Annotated in this window: 25 protein-coding genes and 1 pseudogene; 20 read left to right on the top strand and 6 right to left on the bottom strand. The window is 61.5% G+C overall.

All coding sequences use genetic code 11. The features are described from left to right. Window positions 1-96 precede the first annotated feature (96 nt). Entirely contained in the window at window positions 97-1575 is a 1479-nt protein-coding gene (gene pdxR, locus ENTCL_RS01425) for a MocR-like pyridoxine biosynthesis transcription factor PdxR (protein ID WP_013364341.1), read from the top strand. Window positions 1576-1603: 28 nt separating this feature from the next. Here the strand turns inward: pdxR and rpoH are convergent, their stop codons facing one another. The 4 genes from rpoH to ftsY all read right to left on the bottom strand — a co-directional run bounded on the left by rpoH (window position 1604) and on the right by ftsY (window position 5889). After that, on the bottom strand, window positions 1604-2461 hold the full coding sequence (gene rpoH, locus ENTCL_RS01420; RefSeq protein WP_013364340.1) for an RNA polymerase sigma factor RpoH: 858 nt from the start codon (window positions 2459-2461) through the stop codon (window positions 1604-1606). A gap of 278 nt (window positions 2462-2739) precedes the next feature. Beyond that, window positions 2740-3798: a permease-like cell division protein FtsX gene (gene ftsX / locus ENTCL_RS01415; RefSeq protein ID WP_013364339.1), complete on the bottom strand. Its 1059-nt coding sequence runs from the start codon at window positions 3796-3798 to the stop codon at window positions 2740-2742. Then, window positions 3791-4459 carry a cell division ATP-binding protein FtsE gene (gene ftsE, locus ENTCL_RS01410; RefSeq protein WP_013364338.1) on the bottom strand — a complete coding sequence of 223 codons (669 nt, stop codon included), beginning with the start codon at window positions 4457-4459 and terminating at the stop codon, window positions 3791-3793. Before ftsE ends, ftsX begins: the two co-directional genes overlap by 8 nt. 2 nt (window positions 4460-4461) lie before the next feature. Beyond that, a complete protein-coding gene (gene ftsY, locus ENTCL_RS01405) occupies window positions 4462-5889 on the bottom strand; it encodes a signal recognition particle-docking protein FtsY (protein WP_013364337.1) in 1428 nt (475 codons plus the stop codon). Between the two features lie 152 nt (window positions 5890-6041). Between ftsY and rsmD the strand changes: the two genes are divergently transcribed. After that, window positions 6042-6638, top strand: coding sequence for a 16S rRNA (guanine(966)-N(2))-methyltransferase (gene rsmD, locus ENTCL_RS01400; protein WP_013364336.1), 597 nt, complete (start codon window positions 6042-6044; stop codon window positions 6636-6638). Beyond that, window positions 6628-6900: a DUF1145 family protein gene (locus ENTCL_RS01395; RefSeq protein WP_013364335.1), complete on the top strand. Its 273-nt coding sequence runs from the start codon at window positions 6628-6630 to the stop codon at window positions 6898-6900. The genes rsmD and ENTCL_RS01395 overlap by 11 nt, the downstream gene beginning before the upstream one ends. A gap of 3 nt (window positions 6901-6903) precedes the next feature. Here ENTCL_RS01395 and ENTCL_RS01390 read toward each other — a convergent pair whose 3' ends face one another. Further along, window positions 6904-7254 carry a DUF2500 domain-containing protein gene (locus ENTCL_RS01390; RefSeq protein ID WP_162098838.1) on the bottom strand — a complete coding sequence of 117 codons (351 nt, stop codon included), beginning with the start codon at window positions 7252-7254 and terminating at the stop codon, window positions 6904-6906. 138 nt (window positions 7255-7392) lie between these two features. On the opposite strand from ENTCL_RS01390, the gene ENTCL_RS01385 reads away from it, so the two are divergent. Together ENTCL_RS01385 and zntA are read left to right on the top strand one after the other, a co-directional pair. Then, on the top strand, window positions 7393-8019 hold the full coding sequence (locus ENTCL_RS01385; RefSeq protein WP_013364333.1) for a lysoplasmalogenase: 627 nt from the start codon (window positions 7393-7395) through the stop codon (window positions 8017-8019). Window positions 8020-8092: 73 nt separating this feature from the next. Further along, window positions 8093-10297: a Zn(II)/Cd(II)/Pb(II) translocating P-type ATPase ZntA gene (gene zntA, locus ENTCL_RS01380; protein ID WP_013364332.1), complete on the top strand. Its 2205-nt coding sequence runs from the start codon at window positions 8093-8095 to the stop codon at window positions 10295-10297. Between the two features lie 43 nt (window positions 10298-10340). Here the strand turns inward: zntA and tusA are convergent, their stop codons facing one another. After that, entirely contained in the window at window positions 10341-10586 is a 246-nt protein-coding gene (gene tusA, locus ENTCL_RS01375) for a sulfurtransferase TusA (RefSeq protein ID WP_013364331.1), read from the bottom strand. 167 nt (window positions 10587-10753) lie between these two features. Between tusA and ENTCL_RS01370 the strand changes: the two genes are divergently transcribed. From ENTCL_RS01370 to ENTCL_RS01300, 15 genes and pseudogenes are all read left to right on the top strand, one after another. Next, window positions 10754-11419 carry a 7-cyano-7-deazaguanine/7-aminomethyl-7-deazaguanine transporter gene (locus ENTCL_RS01370; RefSeq protein ID WP_013364330.1) on the top strand — a complete coding sequence of 222 codons (666 nt, stop codon included), beginning with the start codon at window positions 10754-10756 and terminating at the stop codon, window positions 11417-11419. A 73-nt stretch (window positions 11420-11492) separates the two neighbouring features. Beyond that, window positions 11493-12050 (top strand): DcrB family lipoprotein, encoded by a 558-nt coding sequence (locus tag ENTCL_RS01365; protein ID WP_013364329.1) that lies wholly within the window; start codon window positions 11493-11495, stop codon window positions 12048-12050. Window positions 12051-12399: 349 nt separating this feature from the next. Beyond that, the gene (locus ENTCL_RS01360) at window positions 12400-12789 is read left to right on the top strand and encodes a hypothetical protein (protein ID WP_013364328.1); all 390 of its coding nucleotides are present in this window, start codon (window positions 12400-12402) and stop codon (window positions 12787-12789) included. 291 nt (window positions 12790-13080) lie between these two features. Further along, window positions 13081-13800 (top strand): beta-ketoacyl synthase chain length factor, encoded by a 720-nt coding sequence (locus ENTCL_RS01355; protein WP_013364327.1) that lies wholly within the window; start codon window positions 13081-13083, stop codon window positions 13798-13800. Then, window positions 13782-14610: pseudogene (locus tag ENTCL_RS01350) on the top strand (lysophospholipid acyltransferase family protein). Before ENTCL_RS01355 ends, ENTCL_RS01350 begins: the two are co-directional and overlap by 19 nt. Then, entirely contained in the window at window positions 14585-14842 is a 258-nt protein-coding gene (locus ENTCL_RS01345) for a phosphopantetheine-binding protein (protein ID WP_013364325.1), read from the top strand. Before ENTCL_RS01350 ends, ENTCL_RS01345 begins: the two are co-directional and overlap by 26 nt. A gap of 13 nt (window positions 14843-14855) precedes the next feature. Beyond that, window positions 14856-15107, top strand: coding sequence for an acyl carrier protein (locus tag ENTCL_RS01340; protein WP_013364324.1), 252 nt, complete (start codon window positions 14856-14858; stop codon window positions 15105-15107). 6 nt (window positions 15108-15113) lie between these two features. Continuing rightward, the gene (locus tag ENTCL_RS01335) at window positions 15114-15695 is read left to right on the top strand and encodes a COG4648 family protein (protein WP_013364323.1); all 582 of its coding nucleotides are present in this window, start codon (window positions 15114-15116) and stop codon (window positions 15693-15695) included. Beyond that, window positions 15692-17038, top strand: coding sequence for an AMP-binding protein (locus ENTCL_RS01330; RefSeq protein ID WP_013364322.1), 1347 nt, complete (start codon window positions 15692-15694; stop codon window positions 17036-17038). The genes ENTCL_RS01335 and ENTCL_RS01330 overlap by 4 nt, the downstream gene beginning before the upstream one ends. After that, entirely contained in the window at window positions 17025-17378 is a 354-nt protein-coding gene (locus ENTCL_RS01325; protein WP_013364321.1) for an ApeI family dehydratase, read from the top strand. Before ENTCL_RS01330 ends, ENTCL_RS01325 begins: the two co-directional genes overlap by 14 nt. Continuing rightward, window positions 17369-19048 (top strand): glycosyltransferase family 2 protein, encoded by a 1680-nt coding sequence (locus tag ENTCL_RS01320; protein WP_013364320.1) that lies wholly within the window; start codon window positions 17369-17371, stop codon window positions 19046-19048. The genes ENTCL_RS01325 and ENTCL_RS01320 overlap by 10 nt, the downstream gene beginning before the upstream one ends. 4 nt (window positions 19049-19052) lie before the next feature. After that, complete coding sequence (locus ENTCL_RS01315; protein ID WP_013364319.1) at window positions 19053-19475, top strand: acyl-CoA thioesterase; 423 nt, start codon at window positions 19053-19055, stop codon at window positions 19473-19475. Continuing rightward, window positions 19472-20077, top strand: a complete 606-nt coding sequence (locus tag ENTCL_RS01310; RefSeq protein ID WP_013364318.1) for an outer membrane lipoprotein carrier protein LolA — start codon at window positions 19472-19474, stop codon at window positions 20075-20077. The genes ENTCL_RS01315 and ENTCL_RS01310 overlap by 4 nt, the downstream gene beginning before the upstream one ends. Further along, a complete protein-coding gene (locus tag ENTCL_RS01305) occupies window positions 20046-22388 on the top strand; it encodes an MMPL family transporter (RefSeq protein ID WP_013364317.1) in 2343 nt (780 codons plus the stop codon). The genes ENTCL_RS01310 and ENTCL_RS01305 overlap by 32 nt, the downstream gene beginning before the upstream one ends. After that, entirely contained in the window at window positions 22385-22966 is a 582-nt protein-coding gene (locus ENTCL_RS01300; RefSeq protein WP_013364316.1) for a DUF3261 domain-containing protein, read from the top strand. Before ENTCL_RS01305 ends, ENTCL_RS01300 begins: the two co-directional genes overlap by 4 nt.

Here is a 22966-nt window from a genome sequence, read left to right as displayed (position 1 = left end):
TTCGTTTAGCGTTAACAACTTTGAAACAATGTCATGGTTTTACCTCCTGAGCGGTCCTATAATCGAGTACCAGTTTTGAATAATTGAGGGATCCAATTGCGTTCTTTAGTGTGCGATCTCCTGCAGCTGCGCCTGGATGACCAAAAGGACGGTAAGCTGCATAAGCGGCTCTATAACGCCATCCGGCTGTCGATTCTCGACGGCAGCCTGCCGCCGCAAAGCCGGCTTCCGCCCTCGCGGGATCTCGCAAACCAGCTGGCCCTGTCCCGCAACACGGTGCTGACGGTGTACGAACAGCTGCTGGCGGAAGGGTATGTCGTTTCGCGCTCCGGCAGCGGCACCTTTGTGTCGCGCACCGTCCCGGACAGCCTGCTGTTTTCCTCTGACGCCTCCCCGCAAAGCCGGCATGCGCCGCAGCAGGCGATACTGTCGGCGCGTGGCGAAGCGCTGCTGACGCACAGCCGCGCCAGCTCCCGGCAGTGGGGCGCTTTTCTGCCCGGCGTACCGGACGTCAGCGAGTTCCCGCACGCCCTGCTGCGCAAAATCTACACCCGCCTCAGCCGCCGCCCGCCCGCCGTGCAGCTCTCCTACAGCCCGTCCGGCGGCAGCCCAACGCTTCAGCAGGCGCTGATGGAGTACCTGCGGGTGGCGCGCTCCGTACGCTGCAACCCGGAGCAGATCCTGATAACCGAAGGGATCCATCAGGCTATCGATCTGGTCTCGCGGATGCTGTGCAACCCCGGCGATCGCGCGTGGATCGAGGAACCGGCCTACTGGGGGATCCGCAACGTGCTGCAGATGAACGGCGTGGATCTGCAGGCCATCAACGTCGATCTCAGCGGCATGAACCCGCCGGAACCGGGCGACGCCCCGCCGCGGCTTATCTTTGTCACGCCATCGCACCAGTATCCGCTGGGCTGCGTCATGAGCCTCGAGCGCCGCCAGCGGCTGCTCACGCTGGCGCGGCAAACCGGCAGCTGGATTGTGGAAGATGATTACGACAGCGAATTCCGCTTCTCAGGCCAGCCCATTCCCGCCCTCCAGGGGCTGGTGGAGGATGCGCCGGTCATCTACATCGGCACCTTCAGCAAAACCCTGTGGCCCGGGCTGCGCCTGGGGTACGTGGTACTGCCGCAGCCGCTGGCGCAGGCGCTCAAAACCGCCCATGCCGAGCTGTACCGCGGCGGGCGCCTGCTCGACCAGGAGGCGCTGGCGCAGTTTATTACCGAAGGGCACTACACCGCCCATATCCGCCGGATGCGTTTGCTCTACGCCCGCCGACGCCAGCGCCTGACCGCGCTGATTAGCCAATACCTGGGCAAAGCGGCGCTCAGCGAGTTTAACGACAACGCCGGGCTGCATCTGGTGTTAAAGCTGGCTGACGACTGTGACGACGTCGCGCTGGCGAAGGCCGCCAATGACAAAGGGGTGCTGGTGCGCCCGCTGTCGCGCTATTACCTGGGCGATACGCCGCAGCGCGGGCTACTGATGGGTTTTGCCGCCATGAAGGAAGAGGAGATGGAGGGCGCGTTTAAGGTGTTAGTGGCGTGTATAAATAGCAAAAGCCGGGCATAACCCGGCTTCTTTGCGGTGCGATTTCGGCTTATGCTTCGATCGCGGCGCGCAGTTTTTTCATCGCGTTCTTTTCAAGCTGACGCACGCGCTCTGCGGAAACGCCGTAGCGGTCGGCCAGCTCCTGCAGCGTGGACTTGTTGTCTTCGTCCAGCCAGCGGGCGCGGATGATGTCCTGGCTACGCTCGTCCAGACCCTGCATCGCATCGGTCAGCTTATTAGCCGCCTGCTCTTCCCAGTTATCATCTTCAATGCCGTCGGCAAAGTTAGACGATTTATCCTGCAGATAGAGTACCGGCGCCATCGGCTGGCCGTCCTGCGCGTCGTCGTCCGGCCCCAGATCGAAGGTCATGTCCTGAGCCGCCATTCGCGACTCCATCTCACGCACGTCTTTGCTGGAAACGCCCAGCTCGCGAGCGACCATCTCCACTTCGTCCTGATTAAACCAGCCCAGACGCTGCTTGGTTTTGCGCAGGTTGAAGAACAGCTTGCGCTGCGCTTTCGTGGTCGCAACCTTTACGATACGCCAGTTGCGCAGAACGTATTCGTGAATTTCGGCTTTGATCCAGTGAACGGCGAAGGAAACCAGGCGCACACCCACTTCCGGGTTAAAACGGCGCACGGCTTTCATCAGACCGATGTTACCTTCCTGGATCAGATCCGCCTGCGGAAGGCCATAGCCCGAGTAGTTACGAGCAATATGAACAACAAAGCGCAGGTGAGACAGAATCAGCTTCTTAGCTGCTTCCAGATCGCCCTGGTAATGCAGCTTTTCAGCCAGTGCCCGCTCTTCATCAGCCGATAACATCGGCCAGGCGTTCGCCGCCCGGATATACGACTCCAGGTTGCCAACAGGGGCTAAAGCTAAATTTTGCATTTCTTTGGTCATTCAAATCCTCTCAATTTCCGTTCTGGCCTGAGCGCCCCCCATCGGGCAACAATCGGGCCAGAATCTTACGAGCAACGAGATTATCATTCAGTCTTTTATCAGACAGTGATTTTATCCACAAGTTCAATGCAACGCTGTGAATAAATTACGCACAAAATGTGACACCACGATGATGATTGTTGAAGGCAGGAAAAGCGGATGGGTTGCAAACTCTCTCCCTGCGGACAGGAACTCATTGCAGCAGGGAGAGAGTATATCAGACTTTTAGCGGCCGGGTATTACTCAGGCGTAAAGTGGCGTAAATGTTGAATTGTCGCCAGCCACGCCGCGACCCAGCCAATCATCGAGCAGACAATCAGCATCAGCAGGCACTCGTCCAGCCCCAGTCCCGTCAGCTCAAACTGGGTGCCGAAGACTTTGGCCACCTCGGTCACCGCCGAGGAGAGGCGCATCACCAGAATCTCGGAGAGGATCAGCGATAAAAACGCCCCGGAGAAACCGAGCAGCGCGCCGCCGTAGAGGAACGGGCGCAGAATGAAGCCGTCGGTCGCGCCGATGAGCTTCTGCACGTTGATGGTGTCGCGGCGGGCAAAGATGCTCAGGCGCACGCTGTTGCCGATGACGAGGAACACCGCCGCCACCATCAGCACGCCGATCATCGCCGACACGCGCCCCACCAGGCCGGTGATAGAGGCCAGACGGGCGAACCAGCTGTCGTCCATGCGTACTTCATCAATTCCCTGAATACGGGATACGCGGTCGCGCAGGCTGTTCAGCGCTTCGGTGCCCTGGAAATCCAGCTTCGGAATGACGATAGCTACCGCTGGCAGCGGGTTCTCTTCGAGCATATCCAGCGCGCCGCCAAAACCGGACCAGTTGCGGAACTCGCCCAGCGCCTCGTCGCGGGAAAGGTAGTTGACCTTCTCCACGCCCTGCTCCGCCTGCAGCTGTCCCACCACTTTCGCCGCGGCGTCATCGTCCAGCGTCTTTTGCAGGTAAACGGTTATCTGCGGCGACGGATAGTACTGCGACGCCGCGGTGTTGACGTTTTTGTACACCATGTAGCAGACGCTCGGCAGCGTCAGCGAAATAGCGATCACCATCACCGTCAGGAAGGTGGCAAGCGGCTTGCTTTTCAGATCCTGCAGCGCGCCGTGCCAGGCATAGCGAACCTGTTCGTTGAAGACGTTGGATTTACGCGAATTCGCCTTCGGCGCCGCTTTCGGCCGCTTCGGCGCGTTGCGCCCGCCGTCGCCGCCGACACCGGCAGATTTGCGCAGACGGTCGAGCCGGCCGCCAAACTGCCTGATTTGATTGAGTGCCTCGCGTTTATTCACTGGTGTGGCCTCCGTGCAAATGGCCGTCGCTAAGGGTCATCATGCGGTAGGACCGGCTGGAGATAAGCCCCAGGTCGTGGGTCGCCATCAGCACCGTCACCCCTACGCGGTTAAACTCTTCAAACAGACGTAAAATCCCTTCCGACAGCGCTTCATCAAGGTTACCGGTAGGTTCGTCCGCCAGCAGCACCGCCGGTTTGTTCACCACCGCGCGGGCGATCCCGACGCGCTGCTGCTCACCGCCGGAGAGCTGAATCGGGAAGTTTTTCGCTTTGTCGAGCAGCCCCACCTTATCCAGCGCCGCCGAGACGCGGCGGCGAATATCGTCGCCGCTGGCGCCCGCGATGATCAGCGGAATCGCCACGTTGTCAAACACGGTTCTGTCCATCAGCAGATGGTGATCCTGGAAGATCATGCCGATCTGGCGGCGTAAAAACGGCACCTCACGGTTTTTCAGGCGGCTGATATCGTGACCGCCGAACAGGATTTTCCCTGCGCTCGGGCGCTCGATGCCGCAGATGAGCTTCAGCAGGGTACTTTTCCCCGCGCCGGAGTGGCCGGTCAGAAAGGCCATCTCGCCCGGCCGCAGGTGGAAGGTCACCCCCTGCAGCGCTTGTCTCCCGCCGAGATAGGCTTTGCTGACGTGTTCAAAGCGAATCATTGTTAATCCTCTCGGGCAAAAAGTGCCTCTATAAAATCGTCCGCCTTGAACGGACGCAAGTCTTCGATACGTTCGCCGACGCCGATGTAGCGAATCGGGATGCCGAACTGGTCAGCAACAGAGAAGATCACCCCGCCCTTTGCGGTGCCGTCCAGTTTGGTCAGCGTGATGCCGGTCAGGCCCACCGCCTCATGGAATAACTTCGCCTGGCTTATCGCATTCTGTCCAGTGCTGGCGTCGATGGTCAGCATCACCTCGTGCGGCGCCTCTTCATCGAGCTTTTTCATCACGCGGACGATTTTCTTCAGCTCTTCCATCAGGTGCGATTTATTCTGCAAACGCCCTGCGGTATCGGCGATCAGCACGTCGATATTGCGCGCCTTCGCGGCCTGAATGGCGTCGAAAATCACCGAGGCGGAATCCGCGCCGGTATGCTGCGCAATTACCGGGATGTTGTTGCGCTGGCCCCAGACCTGGAGCTGCTCAACGGCGGCGGCGCGGAACGTATCCCCTGCCGCCAGCATCACCGATTTACCCTGCTGCTCAAACTGGCGCGCCAGTTTGCCGATAGTGGTGGTTTTACCGACGCCGTTAACGCCGACCATCAAAATGACGAACGGGGTTTTGCCTTCAATATTAAGCGGTTCATCGACTTTTGCGAGAATTTCGCCCATTTCGTCTTTCAGCAGGCCGTACAGCGCTTCCGCATCGCGCAGCTGCTTACGGCTCGCGCCTTCGGTCAGGTTGGCGATGATCTTACGGGTGGTCTCTACGCCAACGTCGGCAATCAGCAGCTGCTCTTCCAGCTCCTCAAACAGATCATCGTCGATTTTCTTGCCGCGGAACAGGCTGATAAATCCGGAACCGAGGTTTTCTTTGGTCTTCAGCAGGCTGCGCTTCAGACGGGCAAAAAAGCCCTCTTTCGTCGGTTTTTCCTGCTCCTGCTGCACCTCGTCGTGCTGCTCTTCAGGCTGTTCTTCCGCCGCCAGCGCCTGGGCTTCCAGCTCGTCGTCGGAAATCAGGCTGTCCTCGTCGATAACCTCGTCGTCAACGCGCCCGGCGATCGCGTCGATTTCCGGTTCGAGCTCCGGTTCAGGTTCCGGCTCTGCTTCAGGTTCCGCTTCCGGCACAGGTTCGGCCGCCGGTTCCTCGATGACTTCCGCGGCAACCGCTACCGGTTCAGGCTCTTCGGACGGCTGCGGCTTTTCGCTTTCCGCCGCATTTTCGGTGACGTCCACCACCTCATCGGCGAAATCCCGGGCCTCTTCTTCGCTGTGCGCGACGTGCTCCGCCTCAGGCTCGACAACCTGCTCTACGGCAGGCTCGGCGGGCGTTTGCTGCGCTTCGGGTTGCTGCTGTTGCTGGGCCTCTTGCTCTTTCTGTCCAAAGCCGAGCCAGGAAAAAAAACCACGTTTTTTGTCTTTTGCCATCTGCGACCACACTCTTCGCTGTTGATTCCCGGCACCGCGTTCCCGCTATGTACATGGAAGCTAAAAAAATGATGAAATAGTCTATCACTTTACTTAACGCACATCACCGCCTGGAATAGTAAGGCAGCGCTGAGCTGAGCAATGAAAACGATATGAAGAAACCTAACCACACCGGCAGCGGCCAGATCCGCATCATCGGCGGACAATGGCGCGGCCGGAAGTTACCGGTACCGGACAGCCCGGGCCTGCGCCCGACAACCGACCGCGTACGTGAAACCCTGTTTAACTGGCTGGCGCCGCACATGGTCGACGCCCGCTGCCTCGACTGCTTTGCCGGCAGCGGCGCGCTGGGGCTTGAAGCCTTATCGCGTTACGCCGCCAGCGCGACGCTGCTGGAGATGGAGCGCAACGTCGCGCAGCAGCTGCAAAAAAACCTCGCGACGCTAAAGGCCGCCAACGCCCGCGTGGTCAACGCCAATACGCTCGCCTTCCTGGCCGCGCCCGGCACGCCGCACGACGTGGTCTTTATCGACCCGCCGTTTCGCAAAGGGCTGCTGGATGAAACGCTGCGCCTGCTGGAAAGCAACGGCTGGCTGGCTGACGATGCGCTGATTTACGTCGAAAGTGAAGTGGAAAACGGTCTGCCGCCGGTGCCGGCAAGCTGGGAACTACACCGCGAGAAGGTGGCCGGACAGGTCGCGTATCGCCTCTACCATCGTCAACAGCAGGGAGAAAACGATGCTGCTTAATCTGGGACGTTTACTCATGCTGTGCGTCTGGGCGTTTCTGCTGCTTAACCTGTTCCAGCCGTTTCCACGGCCGCTGAACATTTTCGTCAACGTCGCGCTGTTCTTTATGATCCTGATGCATGGCCTGCAGATGACGCTGCTGAAGGCGACGCTGCCAAAGGACGCGCCGCCGATGAGCCGAAGCGAGCAAATCCGAATTTTCCTGTTCGGCGTGTTTGAGCTGATTGCCTGGCAGAAAAAACTCACTCCGAAGAAAAAGTAGCGCTTACGGGTCAGGCGTAAACGCGACGAAGCGCGTCCCTTTGTAGCTCAGGGTGCCTTTGTCGCCCACCGTCAGCTGGTTATAAGGTTTCTCGTCGAGGCGGAACGTCACCTCCAGCCCGCCGTTCTCCGGCCGGAAGCTCACGTCATAGCGCAGATCGCTGCCCGCCGGGGCGACGATCTGCTGGCGCGAGCGCCGGTCGTTGCGCAGCGTTTCCCGCTTATTGCTCACTACTACCCGCTTTTGCAGCAGCGGCGCGGCGTCGTTGTCCATCTTCTCCCGCCGCTGCTGCACAAAGCGAAAAGAGGCGGCGATAACGATAATTGCCACGACGACGATGAAAAAAAGCGGCATCTTGCTCATTGTTAAATCCCATCAGATTATGCGGAAATCAGGATACCCCGCTTTGGCCGGCATTGTCATCCGCCTGCCCAAGCCACTACACTGGTTCAGAATCTGATTATTCAACACGAACAGAGACAGGGACTTACTATGCTTTGGTCATTTATTGCTGTCTGTTTTTCCGCCTGGCTGTACGTTGACGCCAGCTACCGTGGTCCGGCCTGGCAACGCTGGGTGTTTAAACCGATCACCCTGATTTTGCTGCTGGTGCTGGTCTGGCAGGCGCCTATCTTCAACGCCATCAGCTATCTGGTGGTGGCCGGTCTGTGCGCCTCGCTGATTGGCGACGCGCTCACCCTGCTGCCGCGCCAGCGCCTGCTGTACGCCGTCGGGGCTTACTTTCTCTCCCACCTGCTGTACACCATCTGGTTCGCCAGCCAAATGACGCTGTCGTTCTTCTGGCCGCTGCCGCTGGTGCTGCTGGCGATCGGCGCGCTGCTGATTGCCGTCATCTGGAGTCGTCTGGAAGAGCTGCGGATGCCGGTATGCACTTTCATCGGCATGACGCTGGTGATGGTCTGGCTGGCAGGCGAGCTGTGGTTCCTCCGGCCAACGGATACCGCGCTGTCGGGCTTCCTCGGCGCGTCGCTGCTGCTTATCGGCAACATCGTCTGGTTAGGCAGCCACTACCGCCGCCGTTTCCGCGCCGATAACGCCATCGCCGCCGCCTGCTACTTTGCCGGGCACTTTTTTATCGTTCGGGCGCTTTATCTGTAAAATTGCCCTTGACTCTGGAGTCGACTCCAAAGTGTATGATCCTCGTTAATGAGAATTATTACCAGGAGGATACATGTCGACTCCCGATTCAAACCGTAAACCTGCCCCGCAGTTTTCATCGCTGCGCTTTTCTCCCGCTGCGGCGCAAAACGATGACGCCTGCGGCTGCGACGGCGCCTGCGAGGCGCCCGCCACTTCCGCGCCAAAGAGCGTTCAGGGCAGCCGCTTTAGCTGGAACGTCAACGGCATGGACTGCGCCGCCTGCGCCCGCAAGGTGGAAAATGCCGTTCTCCAGGTCAGCGGCGTCAGCCAGGTGCAGGTGGTTTTCGCCACCGAAAAGCTGCTGGTCGATGCCGACCGCGACGTCCGCCAGCAGGTGGAAAACGCGGTTACCGCCGCGGGCTACCAGCTGCGCAATACCGACGCCCCCCAGGAGGCTGCGCCGTCACGCCTGCGCGAAAACCTGCCGCTTATCTCTCTCATCATCATGATGGCGCTGAGCTGGGGGCTTGAGCAGATCAACCACCCGGCGGGCCAGCTGGCGTTTGTCGCCACCACTCTGGTCGGCCTGTTCCCGATTGCCCGCCAGGCGCTGCGCCTGATCAAAAGCGGCAGCTGGTTCGCCATTGAAACGCTGATGAGCATTGCCGCCATCGGCGCGCTGTTTATCGGCGCGACGGCGGAGGCGGCGATGGTGCTGCTGCTGTTCCTGATTGGCGAGCGCCTCGAAGCCTGGGCCGCCAGCCGCGCCCGTCAGGGGGTTAGCGCGCTGATGGCGCTAAAACCGGAAATCGCCGTGCGGGTTCGCGACGGGCAGCGTGAAACCGTCGCCCAACGCGACCTGCGTCCCGGCGATGTGATTGAAGTCGCCGCTGGCGGACGTCTTCCGGCCGATGCCACCCTGCTGTCGCCGTTTGCCAGCTTTGACGAAAGCGCCCTGACCGGCGAATCGGTGCCGGTGGATCGCAATGCCGGCGAGCGCGTTGCCGCGGGCGCCACCAGCGTCGACCGCCTGGCCCAGCTCACCGTCGTGTCCGAGCCCGGCGACAGCGCCATCGACCGCATTCTTAAGCTGATAGAGGAAGCCGAAGAGCGCCGCGCGCCGATCGAACGTTTTATCGACCGCTTCAGCCGTATTTACACCCCGGCGATTATGCTGGTGGCGCTGCTGGTTGCCGTGGTGCCGCCGCTGATGATGTCCGCCGCCTGGCTGCCGTGGATCTACAAAGGGCTGACGCTGCTGCTGATCGGCTGTCCGTGCGCGCTGGTGATTTCAACACCGGCGGCCATTACCTCCGGGCTTGCCGCCGCCGCGCGTCGCGGCGCGCTGATTAAAGGCGGCGCCGCGCTGGAGCAGTTGGGCCGCGTACGCCAGGTGGCGTTCGATAAAACCGGTACGCTGACCGTCGGCAAACCGCAGGTGACCGCCATCATCGGCGCAAACGCGATGAACAACAATGATCTGCTGGCCCTCGCCGCCGCGGTGGAACAGGGTTCCTCGCACCCGCTGGCGCAGGCCATCGTGCAGGAGGCGCAGTCTCGGCAGCTCACCATCCCGGCCGCCGCCGCCCAGCGCGCGCTGGCTGGCTCAGGGATTGAGGCCGAGGTGAACGGGCAGAAGGTGCTTATCTGCGCCGCCGGTAAATTTCCGGCGCCGGAGTGGGACGAGCAGGTTCAGCAGCTGGAGAACGCCGGGCAAACGGTGGTTATCGTCGCGCAAAACGATACTCTGCTGGGGCTCCTCGCCCTGCGCGATACGCTGCGCGCCGACGCCCGCGAAGCGGTGGACGCGCTGCATCAGATTGGCGTACAGGGGGTGATCCTGACCGGGGATAACCCGCGCGCCGCGGCGGCTATCGCCGCAGAGCTGGGGCTTGATTACCGCGCCGGTCTGCTGCCGGCGGATAAAGTCACCGAGGTGAACGCCCTGAATGCCCGCGCGCCGCTGGCGATGGTGGGCGACGGCATCAACGACGCCCCGGCCATGAAGGCGGCGACCATCGGCATCGCCATGGGCGGCGGCACCGACGTGGCGCTGGAAACGGCCGATGCGGCGCTCACCGGCAACCGTCTGACCGGGCTGGTGCAGATGATCCGCCTGGCGCGCGCCACCCACGCCAATATCCGGCAAAACATCGCCATTGCGCTGGGTCTGAAGGGGATATTTCTGGTGACCACGCTGCTCGGCATCACCGGGCTGTGGCTGGCGGTGCTGGCCGATACCGGAGCGACCGTACTGGTGACCGCCAACGCCCTGCGGCTGCTGCGTAAGAAGTAAAACACAACGGCGCGCGCCAGCAGGAAGGGGCGTGCGCCGTCGGTTAGTGCCCTTTACGAATCAAATAGCGGTAAGGCAGCGATTCTGACTGCTGCGCCACCAGCTCATGCTCCATAAACCGACAAAAACCGGGAATATCGCGGGTGGTCGCCGGATCGTCGGCAATAATCAGCAGCGTTTCGCCGACCTGCATATTGCGCACGGTTTTGCGCACCATCATGACCGGCTCCGGGCAGCGAAGGCCCTGGGCGTCAAGCGTATGGTCGGGGCTGGAAAACAGATCGCTCATTATTATCTCGCGTCGAAAAAAAACGCCCCTAGTTTACGCGGCCAGGTCAAGGACGCAAGCAGGTTAACGATTGCGTGAAAATTAGCCATTGCATTACCCGCCCAAAGCAGTATTATGCGGCGGTTTTTATTGGGTTCCCTCACCCCAACCGCCAAAAAGGTCACAATATGACGACGTTTTCTGTATTACAGCGCAAACACGCGCTGGTCTGGCTATCGCTATTTCATCTGCTGGTGATCACCTCCAGCAACTATCTGGTACAGCTGCCGGTATCCATTTTTGGTTTTCATACCACCTGGGGCGCGTTCAGTTTTCCGTTCATTTTCCTCGCCACCGATCTGACCGTGCGCATTTTCGGCGCCCCGCTGGCGCGCCGGATTATCTTTGCGGTGATGATGCCGGCGCTGCTGATTTCGTATACGGTTTCTGCGCTGTTTTATATGGGCGAATGGCAGGGCTTTGCCGCGCTGGGCAGCTTTAACCTGTTCGTGGCGCGCATTGCGGCGGCAAGCTTTATGGCCTATGCCCTGGGGCAGATCCTTGACGTCCATGTGTTTAACCGCCTGCGTCAGAGCCGCCGCTGGTGGCTGGCGCCGACCGCCTCCACGCTGTTTGGCAACGTCAGCGATACGCTGGCCTTTTTCTTCATCGCCTTCTGGCGCAGCCCCGATCCGTTTATGGCGGCGCACTGGGTAGAAATTGCGCTGGTGGATTACACCTTTAAGGTGCTTATCAGCATGGTGTTCTTCCTACCGATGTACGGCGTACTGCTCAATATGCTGTTGAAAAAGCTGGCAGACAAATCTGAAATCTCGGCATTTCAGCCAGGTTAAGGGTTCGCTTCGCGGGTTGTGGTAAGATAGGCGAATGTGCCGTTAGTGGCCGTTTATCGAAAGGAAGATGTCAATGCGCAATTTGGTTAAATATGTCGGTATTGGCCTGCTGGTGATGGGGCTTGCGGCCTGTGACAACAGCAACAGCAAAACACCTGCTCAGGGCGCGTCAGCGGAAAGCAAAGCGGCCAGCCAGCCGGTAAGCCTGCTGGACGGAAAGCTCAGCTTCTCCCTGCCTGCGGATATGACCGATCAGAGCGGCAAGCTGGGGACGCAGTCTAATAATATGCACGTGTATTCCGACGCCACCGGTCAGAAAGCGGTCATCGTTATCGTCGGCGATAACACCAGCGAAGATCTGGCCGCCATGGCGAAACGCCTGGAAGACCAGCAGCGCAGCCGCGACCCGCAGCTGCAGGTCGTCACGAATAAATCCATCGAGCTGAAAGGCCACACCCTGCAGCAGCTGGACAGCATTATTTCGGCAAAAGGCCAGACCGCCTACTCTTCCGTTGTGCTGGGCAAAGTCGATAACAAGCTGCTGACCCTGCAGGTCACCCTTCCCGCGGATAACCAGCAGCAGGCGCAGTCCGCCGCTGAGAGCATTATCAATACTATCGTCATCAACTAATTTAATTCGTTGACTAAGAGGCCCCCGGATTCAGAATTCGAGGGCCTCTTTATTTTATTCGCAAATAAAGATCCCGTCGCCGCTGTTTCTTTAAATCGCCTTAGCAACATTTCCACAATATCCACTTAACGGAAATCCCCCCGCTATTTTTTGTATTCTCTTTTGGCTTGCCGGGATATTCGCATTCCCTTATCATTTTACAATTAGCGCATTAAACCCATTGATAATAATAAATTTATCTTAAGTGCCCTGATCCATGGCGTATCCGGGATAAATAATCTGCAGATGATGCATCCGTATTCGCCAGCGGTTCAGGTAATTGTTTCATTCAATTGAGATGGAGTTTTTGATGAAAAAGAGGATGAAGTGGTTAGTCGCGGCGGCAATCGTCGGGCTTCTGGCAGGATGCGCGCGTACAGCGCCGGTCACGCAGGTAAAGAGCACCGTCAGCGCAGGCCACACGGAATATCAGGTCCGCGCCGCCATTCTTAAGGCCGGTCTGAACCGTAAGTGGGTCATGTCCGATGCGGGTCCTGGCCTCATTAAGGGTCGCCTGCAGGCGCGCGACCACACTGCCGAAATAAGCATTCCGTATTCCGCGACCGGTTATTCAATCAACTATGTCAGCAGTCTGAACCTGATGGCGTCAGACGGCCAGATCCACAAAAGCTATAACCGCTGGGTGCAAAACCTTAACCAGGACATTCAGTTAAACCTCTCCGCAGGCGCGCAGCAGTAATATCAGCGCGGGTCGCCGGGCGGCCCGCGCTGACGCTGAATTGATATCTATATTCGCAAGCCAGCCAACAACACGGTACGATACAGCCAGCAATACTCAAAATGGTCACTGTGCCGCGGCCTCAAAAAGCAGGTTTATCTCATCGTTGTCGCCTCTCCCCAGGGATATGCTGTGCGACACGCCTTTTCCTGCTAACACCAGTATTTGATGGCACGCCGTTATATCGGTATCTGGAATCGCCGGGTATTAAAGAATTAAAGAGCAGAAAAGAACACTCACAGACGCACACTAATGAAATTTGCACTACACCTCACCGACTGGCAGGCCATGGCCCCGGGGCTTAGCGACCCGGACCAGTGGTGCGCCTGGGCGCAGCAGCAGACGCCCATCGACCCGGCGGCGCCGCAGGCAAAGCTCACCGCGCTGCCGATGATGGCGGCCCGCCGCCTGAGCTCCGGCAGCAGGCTGGCGGTAGAGTGCGGCCTGTCGATGGTGCGCAAACACGCCGTAGACGCCGTACTCTATACCAGCCGTCACGGTGAACTGGAGCGCAACTACCGGATCCTGGAAGCGCTGGCGACCGGTCAGGACGTCTCTCCTACCGATTTTGCGCTTTCCGTGCATAACTCCGCCGTCGGCAACCTGACGATTGTGGCGCAAAAACCGCTGGTGTCCTCGTCGCTTTCCGCCGGCAGAGATACCTTCCAGCAGGGGCTGCTGGAGGTGATAAGCCTGCTGCATGCAGGCCACCAGCGCGTGCTGATGGTCGACTTTGACGGCGCGCTGCCCGCGTTCTACCACCCGGCGCTGCCGCCCGCCATGCCAACCTGGCCGTGGGCGGTCGCCATGGTCTTTGAGGCCGGGAACACCCTGACCTGCGCCACGTCGCCCGGCGGCGATGATGTCGAGCCCGCGCTGCCGCAAAGCCTGCAGTTTTTACAGCACTACCTGAACAACACGCCGCAGTTCACCCTTAGCGGTGAAGCCGCGCAATGGCGCTGGAGCCGATAATGCGCAGCCCTTTCGCCACGTTAAACCGCCTCTGGCGGGCGCTAATGACCGGAGCGTGCTTTACGCTCTTCGGTATCGGCGGCCTGCTGCTGTCGTTAATCTGGTTTAATATTCTTTTGCTCGTGGTTCGCGATACGCAGCGCCGCCGCCGTCTGGCCCGCCGCAGTATCGCCGCCAGCTTTCGCTTTTTCCTCTGGGTGGTCAAAAGCGTCGGCGTGCTGGACTACGAGATTCGCGGCGTCGAGGCGCTACGCCAGGACAGCGGCTGTCTGGTCGTCGCCAACCACCCGTCGCTGATTGACTATGTGATGCTGGCCTCCGTGATGCCGGAGACCGACTGCCTGGTGAAAAGCGCGCTGCTGAGCAACCCGTTCGTCAGCGGCGTGATCCGCAGCGCGGACTATCTGGTCAACAGCCAGGGCGACACGCTGCTGCCCGCCAGCCGCCAGCGTCTGGCGCGCGGCGATACGATCCTTATTTTCCCGGAAGGCACCCGAACGCGCCCGGGCGAAGAGATGAAGCTGCAGCGCGGCGCGGCCAATATCGCCATCCGCTGCGGCTGCGATGTCCGCGTGGTCACCATCCGCTGCACTGAACGCATGCTGGATAAACACAGCAAATGGTATGATGCCCCGCCAACCAAACCGCATTTTGTGGTGGACGTACGTGAGCGGATCGCCATCAGCGATTTTTACGACGCAGCTCAACAAGAACCGACGGTGGCCGCACGGCAGCTAAACCGACAACTGTTGCGTCAGTTACAATATTTTGGCAGGAGTTAATGATGCAATCGCTCTATCTGGAAATTAAAAACCTCATCATCAGTACCCTAAACCTTGATGAACTGTCAGCGGACGATATCGATACCGATGCCCCTCTGTTTGGCGACGGCTTAGGTCTGGACTCCATCGACGCGCTTGAGCTGGGCCTGGCGGTGAAAAACCAGTACGGCGTGACGCTCTCCGCCGAAAGCGAAGAGGTGCGCCAGCATTTCTACTCCGTTGCCACTCTGGCGTCTTTTATCCACGCACAGCGTGCCTGAAAACGAGTTCGTTATGACAAAACAACAAACCATCTACGCCGAGGTTTCAACGCTGCTCAGCGACCTGTTTGAAATCGACCCTCAGGACATTAAGCCGGAATCCCGCCTGAATGAGGATCTGGATCTCGACAGTATCGACGCCGTTGATATGATCGTGCACCTGCAGAAAAAAACCGGTAAGAAAATCAAGCCCGAGGAGTTTAAGTCGGTGCGTACCGTGCAGGACGTGGTGGATGCGGTAGGCCGTATGCTACCGGACGCCTGACGCGTCATGACCGGGAAGCACGCACAGCAGGCGCTTCGGCTGCTGGCGATGGTGATGATTATCGCCTGGCCGTTAGCCATCAGCAGCGGCCTGGCGCACAACAGCCTGAACTGGCTGTTGCCGCTGTTTGCGCTGGTGTTTTTGCTGCGCCTGTGGCAAACCCGGCGCGAGGCCGGGCCGCTGCGCTATCTTACGCTGACGACCGCGCTGCTGGGCGCGACGCTGTGCGTTGCAAGCTGGATACTCAAAAGCCATCAGTGGCTGCTTTACTACCCGGTCGTTATTAATCTTGCGCTGCTGACGGTGTTTGGCGGCTCGCTGTGGACATCCATGCCGCTCGTCGAGCGCATCGCCCGTCTGCGTGAGCCTGATTTGCCTCCCGCCGCCGTGCGCTATACCCGTAACGTTACCCGCGTCTGGTGCCTGTTTTTTATCGCCAACGGCTCGATTGCGCTGCTGACCGCGGCGCATGGCGATATGCGGCTCTGGTCGGCGTGGAACGGCGCTCTCTCCTACGTGATGATCGGCCTGCTGATGGCCGGCGAGTGGTGCGTGCGCCAACGGGTCAGAAAACGGGAACACTTATGAGCAGGACGCTTCCGCTCTCACAATGGTTAAGTACGGACAGGCCCGACGATACGCTGGTGGCCTGGCAAGGCGCGCGGCAGTGGACGCTTAAAAACCTGCGCGGCGATGTCGCTCGCCTGCAGGCCCAATTGCAGGCTCACCCCGGCATGCGCTGGGCGCTGTGCGCGGAAAACAGCTATCTGTTCCTTGTCGCCCTGCTGGCGCTGCTGCACAGCGGAAAGACGCCGGTCATCCCGGGCCATCAGCGCCCGGCATGGCTGGAGGAGCAGCGCGACCGTCTCGACGGCGTAATCAGCGAGACGCCGGTCGCCTTCAGCAAAACGGTAATCACGGTGGAATGCGGCGAGAACCCCGCGCATCCCCTGCCGCCGGTGGACCCGAATGCGACAATTGAGCTCTACACCTCCGGCTCTACGGGCGAACCGCAGCGGGTGGTCAAACCGGTCGCCCTGCTGGACGCCGAGGCGTCGCTGGTGGCCGGACGTTTCGCCGCCCGGCTCGATGGCTGCCGCGTGGTCTCCTCGGTCACGCCGCAGCACCTCTACGGCCTGACGTTCCGCCTGTTTATGCCGATGGCGCTGGGCCTGCCGCTGCATGCCGCAATGCTGCAGTTTCCGGAGCAGCTGGCGGCGCTCGACGGCGCCCATACCTATGCCTTTATCAGCAGCCCGGCGTTTCTCAAACGGCTCGACCCTGCCCTTACGCCGCCGCCGCTGGCGTTTTTGCTCTCGGCAGGCGGCGCGTTCGCCTGGCCTGACGTTAAGCGCACCGCGGCCTGGTGCAACGTCTGGGCCGATGAGATTTACGGCAGCACCGAGACGGGCGTCATCGCCTGGCGCCAGCGCACCGACAACAGCACCGCCTGGCAGCTGTTTCCCGACGTTATCCTGCGGGCGGAAGGCGACGGCTGGCGCGTGCTGTCGCCGCTGATTGCCGATAGCGAAGGCCTGCCGCTCGACGACAGGCTGGAGTTCGTCAGCGACGGTTTTCGCATCACCGGACGCCGCGATCGGGTGGTGAAGATTGAGGAAAAACGCGTTTCGCTCAGCGACGTTGAGCAACGCCTGCGCGCCCTGGAGGGCGTCCGCGACGCGGCGGTCGTGCCGCTGCTTCACCGCAGCCGCCAGACCACCGGGGCGGTGCTGGTGCTTGATGAAGCCGCCCTGGCGCAGTGGCGGCAGCACCCCGGCGAAACCGAACGGCAGTGGCGCCAGACGCTGCGCCGCTGGCTCGAACCGGTGGCGATACCGCGCTGCTGGCGCGTCGTCGACGCGATTCCGGTCAACAGCCTGAACAAGCGCGTGTACGACAAGCTACAGGAGCTATTCAATGATGCCCCATGAGCTCGCCCGGCGACAGGTTCAGCCTCATACGATAGAGATTGATCTCTGGCTCGATCCGGCGATGTTCTGGTTCCGCGGGCATTTCGCCGTTCAGCCGCTGCTGCCGGGCGTCGCCCAGGTGGAGTGGGCCGTCCGTTACGGCATTGAACTGCTCGCCCCCGGCTACCGCTTTCACAGCATCCCGAACGTGAAATTCCAGGCCCCGCAGCTGCCGGAAAGCACGGTGACGCTGACGCTGACGTGGCAGCCCGAGCGCGAGACCCTCAGCTTCCGCTACCAGCGTCACGACGGCGATGCGCGCCACACCGCCAGCAGCGGGAAGATCCGCTTATGCCAGTGACCTTCACGCCGTGCGTGCTCATTCCCTGCTATAACCACGGCGCCATGATGGCGCAGGTGCTGGCGCGGCTGCAGGGCTTCGACCTGCCCTGCATCATCGTCGATGACGGCAGCGACGACGTGACGCGCCGGACGCTGGAGCAGCTTGCCGCCGCACGCCACGGTATAACGCTGGTGCGCCTGGCGCAAAACGCCGGTAAGGGCGCGGCGGTGGTTCGCGGTCTGCAGGAGGCCCAACGCGCCGGGTTCAGCCACGCGGTGCAGGTGGACGCCGACGGCCAGCACGCCATTGAGGATATTCCGCGCCTGCTCGCGCTCGCCCACGCCCATCCCGAGGCGCTGATTTCCGGCCAGCCCGTTTACGATGACTCCATTCCCCGCTCGCGCCTGTACGGCCGCTGGGTTACGCACGTCTGGGTATGGATAGAAACGCTGTCGCTACAGCTTAAAGACAGCATGTGCGGCTTTCGCGTCTACCCGGTGGCGCCCACCCTGGCCCTTGCCGGGCGCGTGGCGCTCGGCAGCCGGATGGATTTCGACACCGAGGTCATGGTGCGCCTCTACTGGCAGGGCAATACCAGCTATTTTGTCCCCACTCGGGTTACCTATCCCGCCGACGGTGTGTCGCATTTTGACGCGCTGAAGGACAACCTGCGCATCTCCTGGATGCACACCCGGCTGTTCCTCGGCATGCTGCCGCGTATTCCGTCGCTGCTGGCCCGTCGGCGCCACGCGCACTGGGCGCGCCAGCAGGAGCTGAAAGGGCTATGGGGGATGCGGCTGATGCTGTGGGTATGGCGCGTGCTGGGGCGTAAGGCGTTCTCCTGCCTGCTGTGGCCGGTGACCGCCGTCTACTGGCTTACCGCCGCCGCCCAGCGTCAGGCCTCGCGGCAGTGGCTTGCCCGGGTGCGCCGGACGCTCGCCGCGCGCGGCGAGCCCCTGCCCGCGCGGCTCAACAGCGTTCACCACTTTCTGCGCTTCGGCCACGCCATGCTCGATAAAATCGCCAGCTGGCGCGGCGAACTCAGGCCGGGGCGCGACGTCGTCTTTGCCGATGGCGCCGAAGCCGCGCTGGATATGGCCTCGCCGACCGGCAAACTGATCCTCGCGTCGCATCTGGGCGATATCGAGGCCTGCCGCGCGCTGAGTACGAAAACCATCACCGCGCTGGTGTTCAGCGATAACGCCCAGCGCTTTAAGCAGATCATGCAGGAGGCCGCGCCGCAGTCGGCCATGAACCTGATCCCGGTAACCGATATCGGACCGGATACCGCCATGCTGCTCAAGGAAAGGTTGGATCGCGGGGAATGGGTCGCCATCGTCGGCGACCGCATCGCCGTGAACCCGCAGCGCGGTGGCGACTGGCGCGTGGTCTGGAGCGACTTTATGGGCCAGCCGGCGCCGTTTCCGCAGGGGCCGTTTATTCTGGCCTCCGTGCTACGCTGCCCGGTGGTGCTCATCTTTGCGCTCAAGCAGCAGGGCAGGCTGCGGGTCTACGCCGAACGCTTCGCCGACCCGCTGCCGCTGCCCCGCGACGCGCGCCAGGCGGCGCTGCAGCAGGCCGTCGACCGCTACGCCCAGCGGCTTGAGCACTACGCGCTGATGTCGCCGCTTGACTGGTTTAACTTTTTTGATTTCTGGCGGCTGCCGGATACCACGGATAAGGAGTAAAAGGGTGCTTAACGATCCCCGCTTTACCACCGAAGTCGAACTGACCGTCCCCTTCCACGACGTGGATATGATGGGCGTGGTCTGGCACGGCAACTATTTTCGCTATTTTGAGATAGCCCGCGAAGCGCTGCTGAACCAGTTTAACTACGGCTACCGCCAGATGCGGGATTCCGGCTACGTCTGGCCGGTAGTGGATACGCGGGTGAAATACCGCGATGTGGTGACCTTCGAGCAGCGTATCCGCGTGCGGGCGCACATCGACGAATATGAAAACCGCCTGCGCATCGTCTATCAGATTTTCGATGCACAGACCGGCAAGCGCACCACCACCGGCTACACCGTTCAGGTCGCCGTCGATATCGCCAGCAAAGAAATGTGCTTTGTCAGCCCTGACATCCTGTTTGAACGTATGGGGGTGACGCCATGAAATTCTGGCCGCTCATTGTCCTGCTGCTCGCCCCGCTGGCGCAGGCCATCACCCTGGATACGCTGCAGCAGCGTTTCACCCGGCAGCCGGTTATCCGCGCGCACTTTGAACAGACCCGCACCATCAAGGATCTGCCGCAGCCGCTGCGTTCCTCCGGCGAGATGCTGATCGCCCGCGACACCGGGCTCTTATGGGATCAAAAAACGCCGTTCCCGATGCAGCTGATGCTGAATGATGCGCGGATGGTGCAGTCGGTCAACGGCCAGCCGCCGCAGGTCATTACCGCTGACAACAACCCGCAGATGTTCCAGTTAAACCATCTGCTGCGCGCGCTGTTCCAGGCCGACCGCAGGGTGCTGGAGCAAAACTTCCGCATCGATTTTCAGGACAAAGGCGACGACCGCTGGACGCTGCGCCTGACGCCCACCACCACGCCGCTGGACAAAATTTTCAGCTCCATCGACCTGGCGGGACAGCAATATCTTGAAAGTATTAAACTTAATGATAAACAGGGCGATAAAACAGATATCACGCTCTCGCAGCATCGCCTGACCCCGACCACATTAACCGATGACGAACGCCAACGTTTTGCCGCCCGCTAAGGCCCGCCCGCTCGCCCTCGCCTGGGGCGCCATCTGCCTGCTGCTGCTGGGCCTGCTCTGCGCGCTGCTGCCCGGCGCGCGGCTGAACAGCAGCGTGCTGGCGATGCTGCCGAACCAGACGCTGGGGGCTATCCCTCCGGCGCTGAACGACGGTTTCCTGCAGCGGCTGGATAAGCAGCTGGTCTGGCTGGTCAGCTCCGGCAAAAGCGCCGACCCGGCGGTGGCGCAGCGCTGGCTGTCGCTGCTGGAAGGCTCGGGCCAGCTTAGCGAGGTGAAAGGCCCGATGGACGCCAGCCGCCAGCAGGCGTGGGGCGCTTTCTTCTGGCAGCACCGCAACGGGCTCGTCGACAGCGCCACCCGCACGCGGCTGGACCACGGCGGCGAGGCGCAGGCGCAGTGGATCCTTTCCCAGCTGTACTCGGCGTTTTCCGGCGTCAGCGGCAAAGAGCTGCAAAACGATCCGCTGATGCTGACGCGCGGCGCGCAGCTGGCAATGGCGCAGAACGGCCAGACGCTGCGGCTGATGGACGGCTGGCTGGTCGCTCAGGACGCGCAGGGCAATTTCTGGTACCTGCTGCACGGCGAGCTTAAAGGGTCGTCGTTTGATATGCGGCAAACCCACGCGCTGGTCACGCGTCTCTCCGCGCTGGAGGCCGAGCTGAAGGCGCAGTATCCGCAGGCGCAGCTGCTCTCCCGCGGCACCGTTTTTTACAGCGACTACGCCAGCCAGCAGGCGAAGCACGACATCGCCACCCTCGGCACGGCGACGGTGCTGGGCGTCATTTTGCTGATCCTTGCCGTCTTCCGCTCCCCGCGCCCGCTGCTGCTGTCTGTCCTGTCGATCGCCATCGGCGCGCTGGCGGGCACGGTGGTTACGCTGCTGCTGTTCGGCGAGCTGCACCTGATGACGCTGGTGATGAGCATGAGCATCATCGGCATTTCGGCGGACTACACGCTCTATTACCTGACCGAACGCATGGTGCACGGCGAGTCGACCTCGCCGTGGCAAAGCCTTGAGAAGGTGCGCGGCGCGCTGCTGCTGGCGCTGCTGACCACGGTGGCGGCCTGGCTCATCATGCTGCTCGCCCCCTTCCCAGGCATTCGCCAGATGGCGGTTTTTGCCGCCGCGGGGCTGAGCGCCTCCTGCCTGACGGTTATCTTCTGGCACCCCTACCTGTGCCGCGGCCTGCCGGTGCGCCCGGTACCAGCCATGGCGCTGCTGCTGCGCTGGCTGGCGGCCTGGCGGCGCAATAAAGCGCTGACGGTCGGCCTGCCGCTGGCGATGGCGCTGTTTTCGCTGGCCGGGCTGGCGATGATGCGGGTGGATGACGATATCTCTCAGCTGCAGGCGCTGCCGCAGCACCTGCTCGCGCAGGAAAAAGTCATTACGCGGCTGACCGGCCAGAGCGTCGACCAGAAGTGGTTTGTGGTATGGGGCGACAGCCCGCAGCAGACGCTGGAGCGGCTGGAGGCCTTTACGCCAGCGCTTGCCCGCGCGCAGCGGGAAGGGCTGATGGCCCGCTACCGTACGGTGCCGCTGAACTCTCTGGCGCGCCAGCGGGACGACCTCAGCCTGCTGCGCGACGCCGCGCCGGCTATCGCCAAAGCGCTACAGGGCGCGGGCGTACCGCGCGTCGCGCCGGATCTTTCGCCGATGCCGGTGAGCGTTGACGACTGGCTCGCCAGTCCGGCAAGCGAAGGCTGGCGCCTGCTCTGGCTGTCGCTGCCAGACGGCCGCAGCGGCGTACTGGTGCCGGTCGATGGCGTGGCCCACAGCGCGGCGCTGAAGGCGCTCGCCGAACGCGCCGCCGGCGTGGTATGGGTCGATCGCAAGGCCAGCTTCGACGCGCTTTTCGCCCTGTATCGCCTGCTGCTGAGCGGCCTGCTCGGCGTCGCGCTGCTGGTGATTGCCTGCGGCGCCATGCTGCGCCTTGGCGCGCGCAGAGGGCTGATAAGCCTGCTGCCGTCGCTGCTGTCGCTGGGCTGCGGCCTGGCGGTGCTGACCGTGACCGGCCATACCGTTAACCTGTTCTCCATGCTGGCGCTGGCGCTGGTGCTGGGGATCGGCATTAACTACACGCTCTTTTTCAGCAATCCGCGCGGCACGCCGCTGACCTCCCTGCTGGCGGTGACGCTGGCGATGATGACGACCCTGCTGACGCTGGGCATGCTGGTGTTTAGCGCCACCCAGGCGATCGGCAGCTTCGGCATCGTACTGGTCAGCGGTATTTTCGCCGCATTCGTTCTCTCGCCGCTGGCGATGCCGGTGAAAAGCCGCAAAACCCATCACAAAAAAGAGAAAGCACGATGATGATACGCCCCGTTTGCCGCGTCCTCGCACTGGTCGCCGCGCTTATCCTCACCGGGTGCAGCCACTCGTCGCCGGACAACGGCCGCCCGCAGGCGTGGTTGGCGCCGGGCGTCAACGTGACGCTGCCGCCGCCGGGCATCGCCCCGGCCATCAGCTCGCAGCAGCTGTTAACCGGCCGCTTTAACGGCCAGAGCCAGTCGCTGCTGGTGATGCTCAATGCCGACGATAAAAAAGTGACCCTCGCGGGGCTGTCGTCCGTCGGTATTCGCCTGTTTCTCGCCACCTACGACGACCGCGGCATTCACACCGAGCAGTCCGTCGTCGCGCCGCAGCTGCCGCCCGCAGGCCAGGTGCTGGCGGACGTGATGCTCAGCCACTGGCCGCTCAGCGCCTGGCAGCCGCAGCTGCCGAAAGGCTGGACGCTGCTTGATAAGGGTGATAAACGTGAACTTCGCGATGCTCGCGGCAGGCTGGTGACCGAAATCACCTACCTGCAGCGCAAAGGGAAACGCGAGCCGGTCAGCATTGAGCAGCACGTATTCAACTACCACATCACCATTCAATATCTGGGCGACTGA

It is taken from the genome of [Enterobacter] lignolyticus SCF1 (assembly GCF_000164865.1).
Taxonomy (GTDB): domain Bacteria; phylum Pseudomonadota; class Gammaproteobacteria; order Enterobacterales; family Enterobacteriaceae; genus Enterobacter_B; species Enterobacter_B lignolyticus.
The sequence above is the reverse complement of the archived record's forward strand: the minus strand, read 5'-3'. Positions and strand labels throughout refer to the sequence as shown.

Bases quoted from the DNA above. Each gene is read 5' to 3' on its own strand.
- ENTCL_RS01340 (WP_013364324.1), top strand. From the start codon at position 14,856: ATGACAAAACAACAAACCATCTACGCCGAGGTTTCAACGCTGCTCAGC.
- ENTCL_RS01360 (WP_013364328.1), top strand. From the start codon at position 12,400: ATGAAAAAGAGGATGAAGTGGTTAGTCGCGGCGGCAATCGTCGGGCTT.
- ENTCL_RS01395 (WP_013364335.1), top strand. From the start codon at position 6,628: ATGCTGCTTAATCTGGGACGTTTACTCATGCTGTGCGTCTGGGCGTTT.
- ENTCL_RS01355 (WP_013364327.1), top strand. From the start codon at position 13,081: ATGAAATTTGCACTACACCTCACCGACTGGCAGGCCATGGCCCCGGGG.
- ENTCL_RS01365 (WP_013364329.1), top strand. From the start codon at position 11,493: ATGCGCAATTTGGTTAAATATGTCGGTATTGGCCTGCTGGTGATGGGG.
- ENTCL_RS01300 (WP_013364316.1), top strand. From the start codon at position 22,385: ATGATGATACGCCCCGTTTGCCGCGTCCTCGCACTGGTCGCCGCGCTT.
- ENTCL_RS01370 (WP_013364330.1), top strand. From the start codon at position 10,754: ATGACGACGTTTTCTGTATTACAGCGCAAACACGCGCTGGTCTGGCTA.
- zntA (WP_013364332.1), top strand. From the start codon at position 8,093: ATGTCGACTCCCGATTCAAACCGTAAACCTGCCCCGCAGTTTTCATCG.
- ENTCL_RS01385 (WP_013364333.1), top strand. From the start codon at position 7,393: ATGCTTTGGTCATTTATTGCTGTCTGTTTTTCCGCCTGGCTGTACGTT.
- ftsE (WP_013364338.1), bottom strand. From the start codon at position 4,459: ATGATTCGCTTTGAACACGTCAGCAAAGCCTATCTCGGCGGGAGACAA.
- ftsY (WP_013364337.1), bottom strand. From the start codon at position 5,889: ATGGCAAAAGACAAAAAACGTGGTTTTTTTTCCTGGCTCGGCTTTGGA.
- ENTCL_RS01305 (WP_013364317.1), top strand. From the start codon at position 20,046: ATGACGAACGCCAACGTTTTGCCGCCCGCTAAGGCCCGCCCGCTCGCC.
- rsmD (WP_013364336.1), top strand. From the start codon at position 6,042: ATGAAGAAACCTAACCACACCGGCAGCGGCCAGATCCGCATCATCGGC.
- ENTCL_RS01320 (WP_013364320.1), top strand. From the start codon at position 17,369: ATGCCAGTGACCTTCACGCCGTGCGTGCTCATTCCCTGCTATAACCAC.
- ENTCL_RS01335 (WP_013364323.1), top strand. From the start codon at position 15,114: ATGACCGGGAAGCACGCACAGCAGGCGCTTCGGCTGCTGGCGATGGTG.
- ENTCL_RS01310 (WP_013364318.1), top strand. From the start codon at position 19,472: ATGAAATTCTGGCCGCTCATTGTCCTGCTGCTCGCCCCGCTGGCGCAG.
- ENTCL_RS01390 (WP_162098838.1), bottom strand. From the start codon at position 7,254: ATGCCGCTTTTTTTCATCGTCGTCGTGGCAATTATCGTTATCGCCGCC.
- tusA (WP_013364331.1), bottom strand. From the start codon at position 10,586: ATGAGCGATCTGTTTTCCAGCCCCGACCATACGCTTGACGCCCAGGGC.
- ENTCL_RS01330 (WP_013364322.1), top strand. From the start codon at position 15,692: ATGAGCAGGACGCTTCCGCTCTCACAATGGTTAAGTACGGACAGGCCC.
- ENTCL_RS01345 (WP_013364325.1), top strand. From the start codon at position 14,585: ATGCAATCGCTCTATCTGGAAATTAAAAACCTCATCATCAGTACCCTA.
- ENTCL_RS01325 (WP_013364321.1), top strand. From the start codon at position 17,025: ATGATGCCCCATGAGCTCGCCCGGCGACAGGTTCAGCCTCATACGATA.
- rpoH (WP_013364340.1), bottom strand. From the start codon at position 2,461: ATGACCAAAGAAATGCAAAATTTAGCTTTAGCCCCTGTTGGCAACCTG.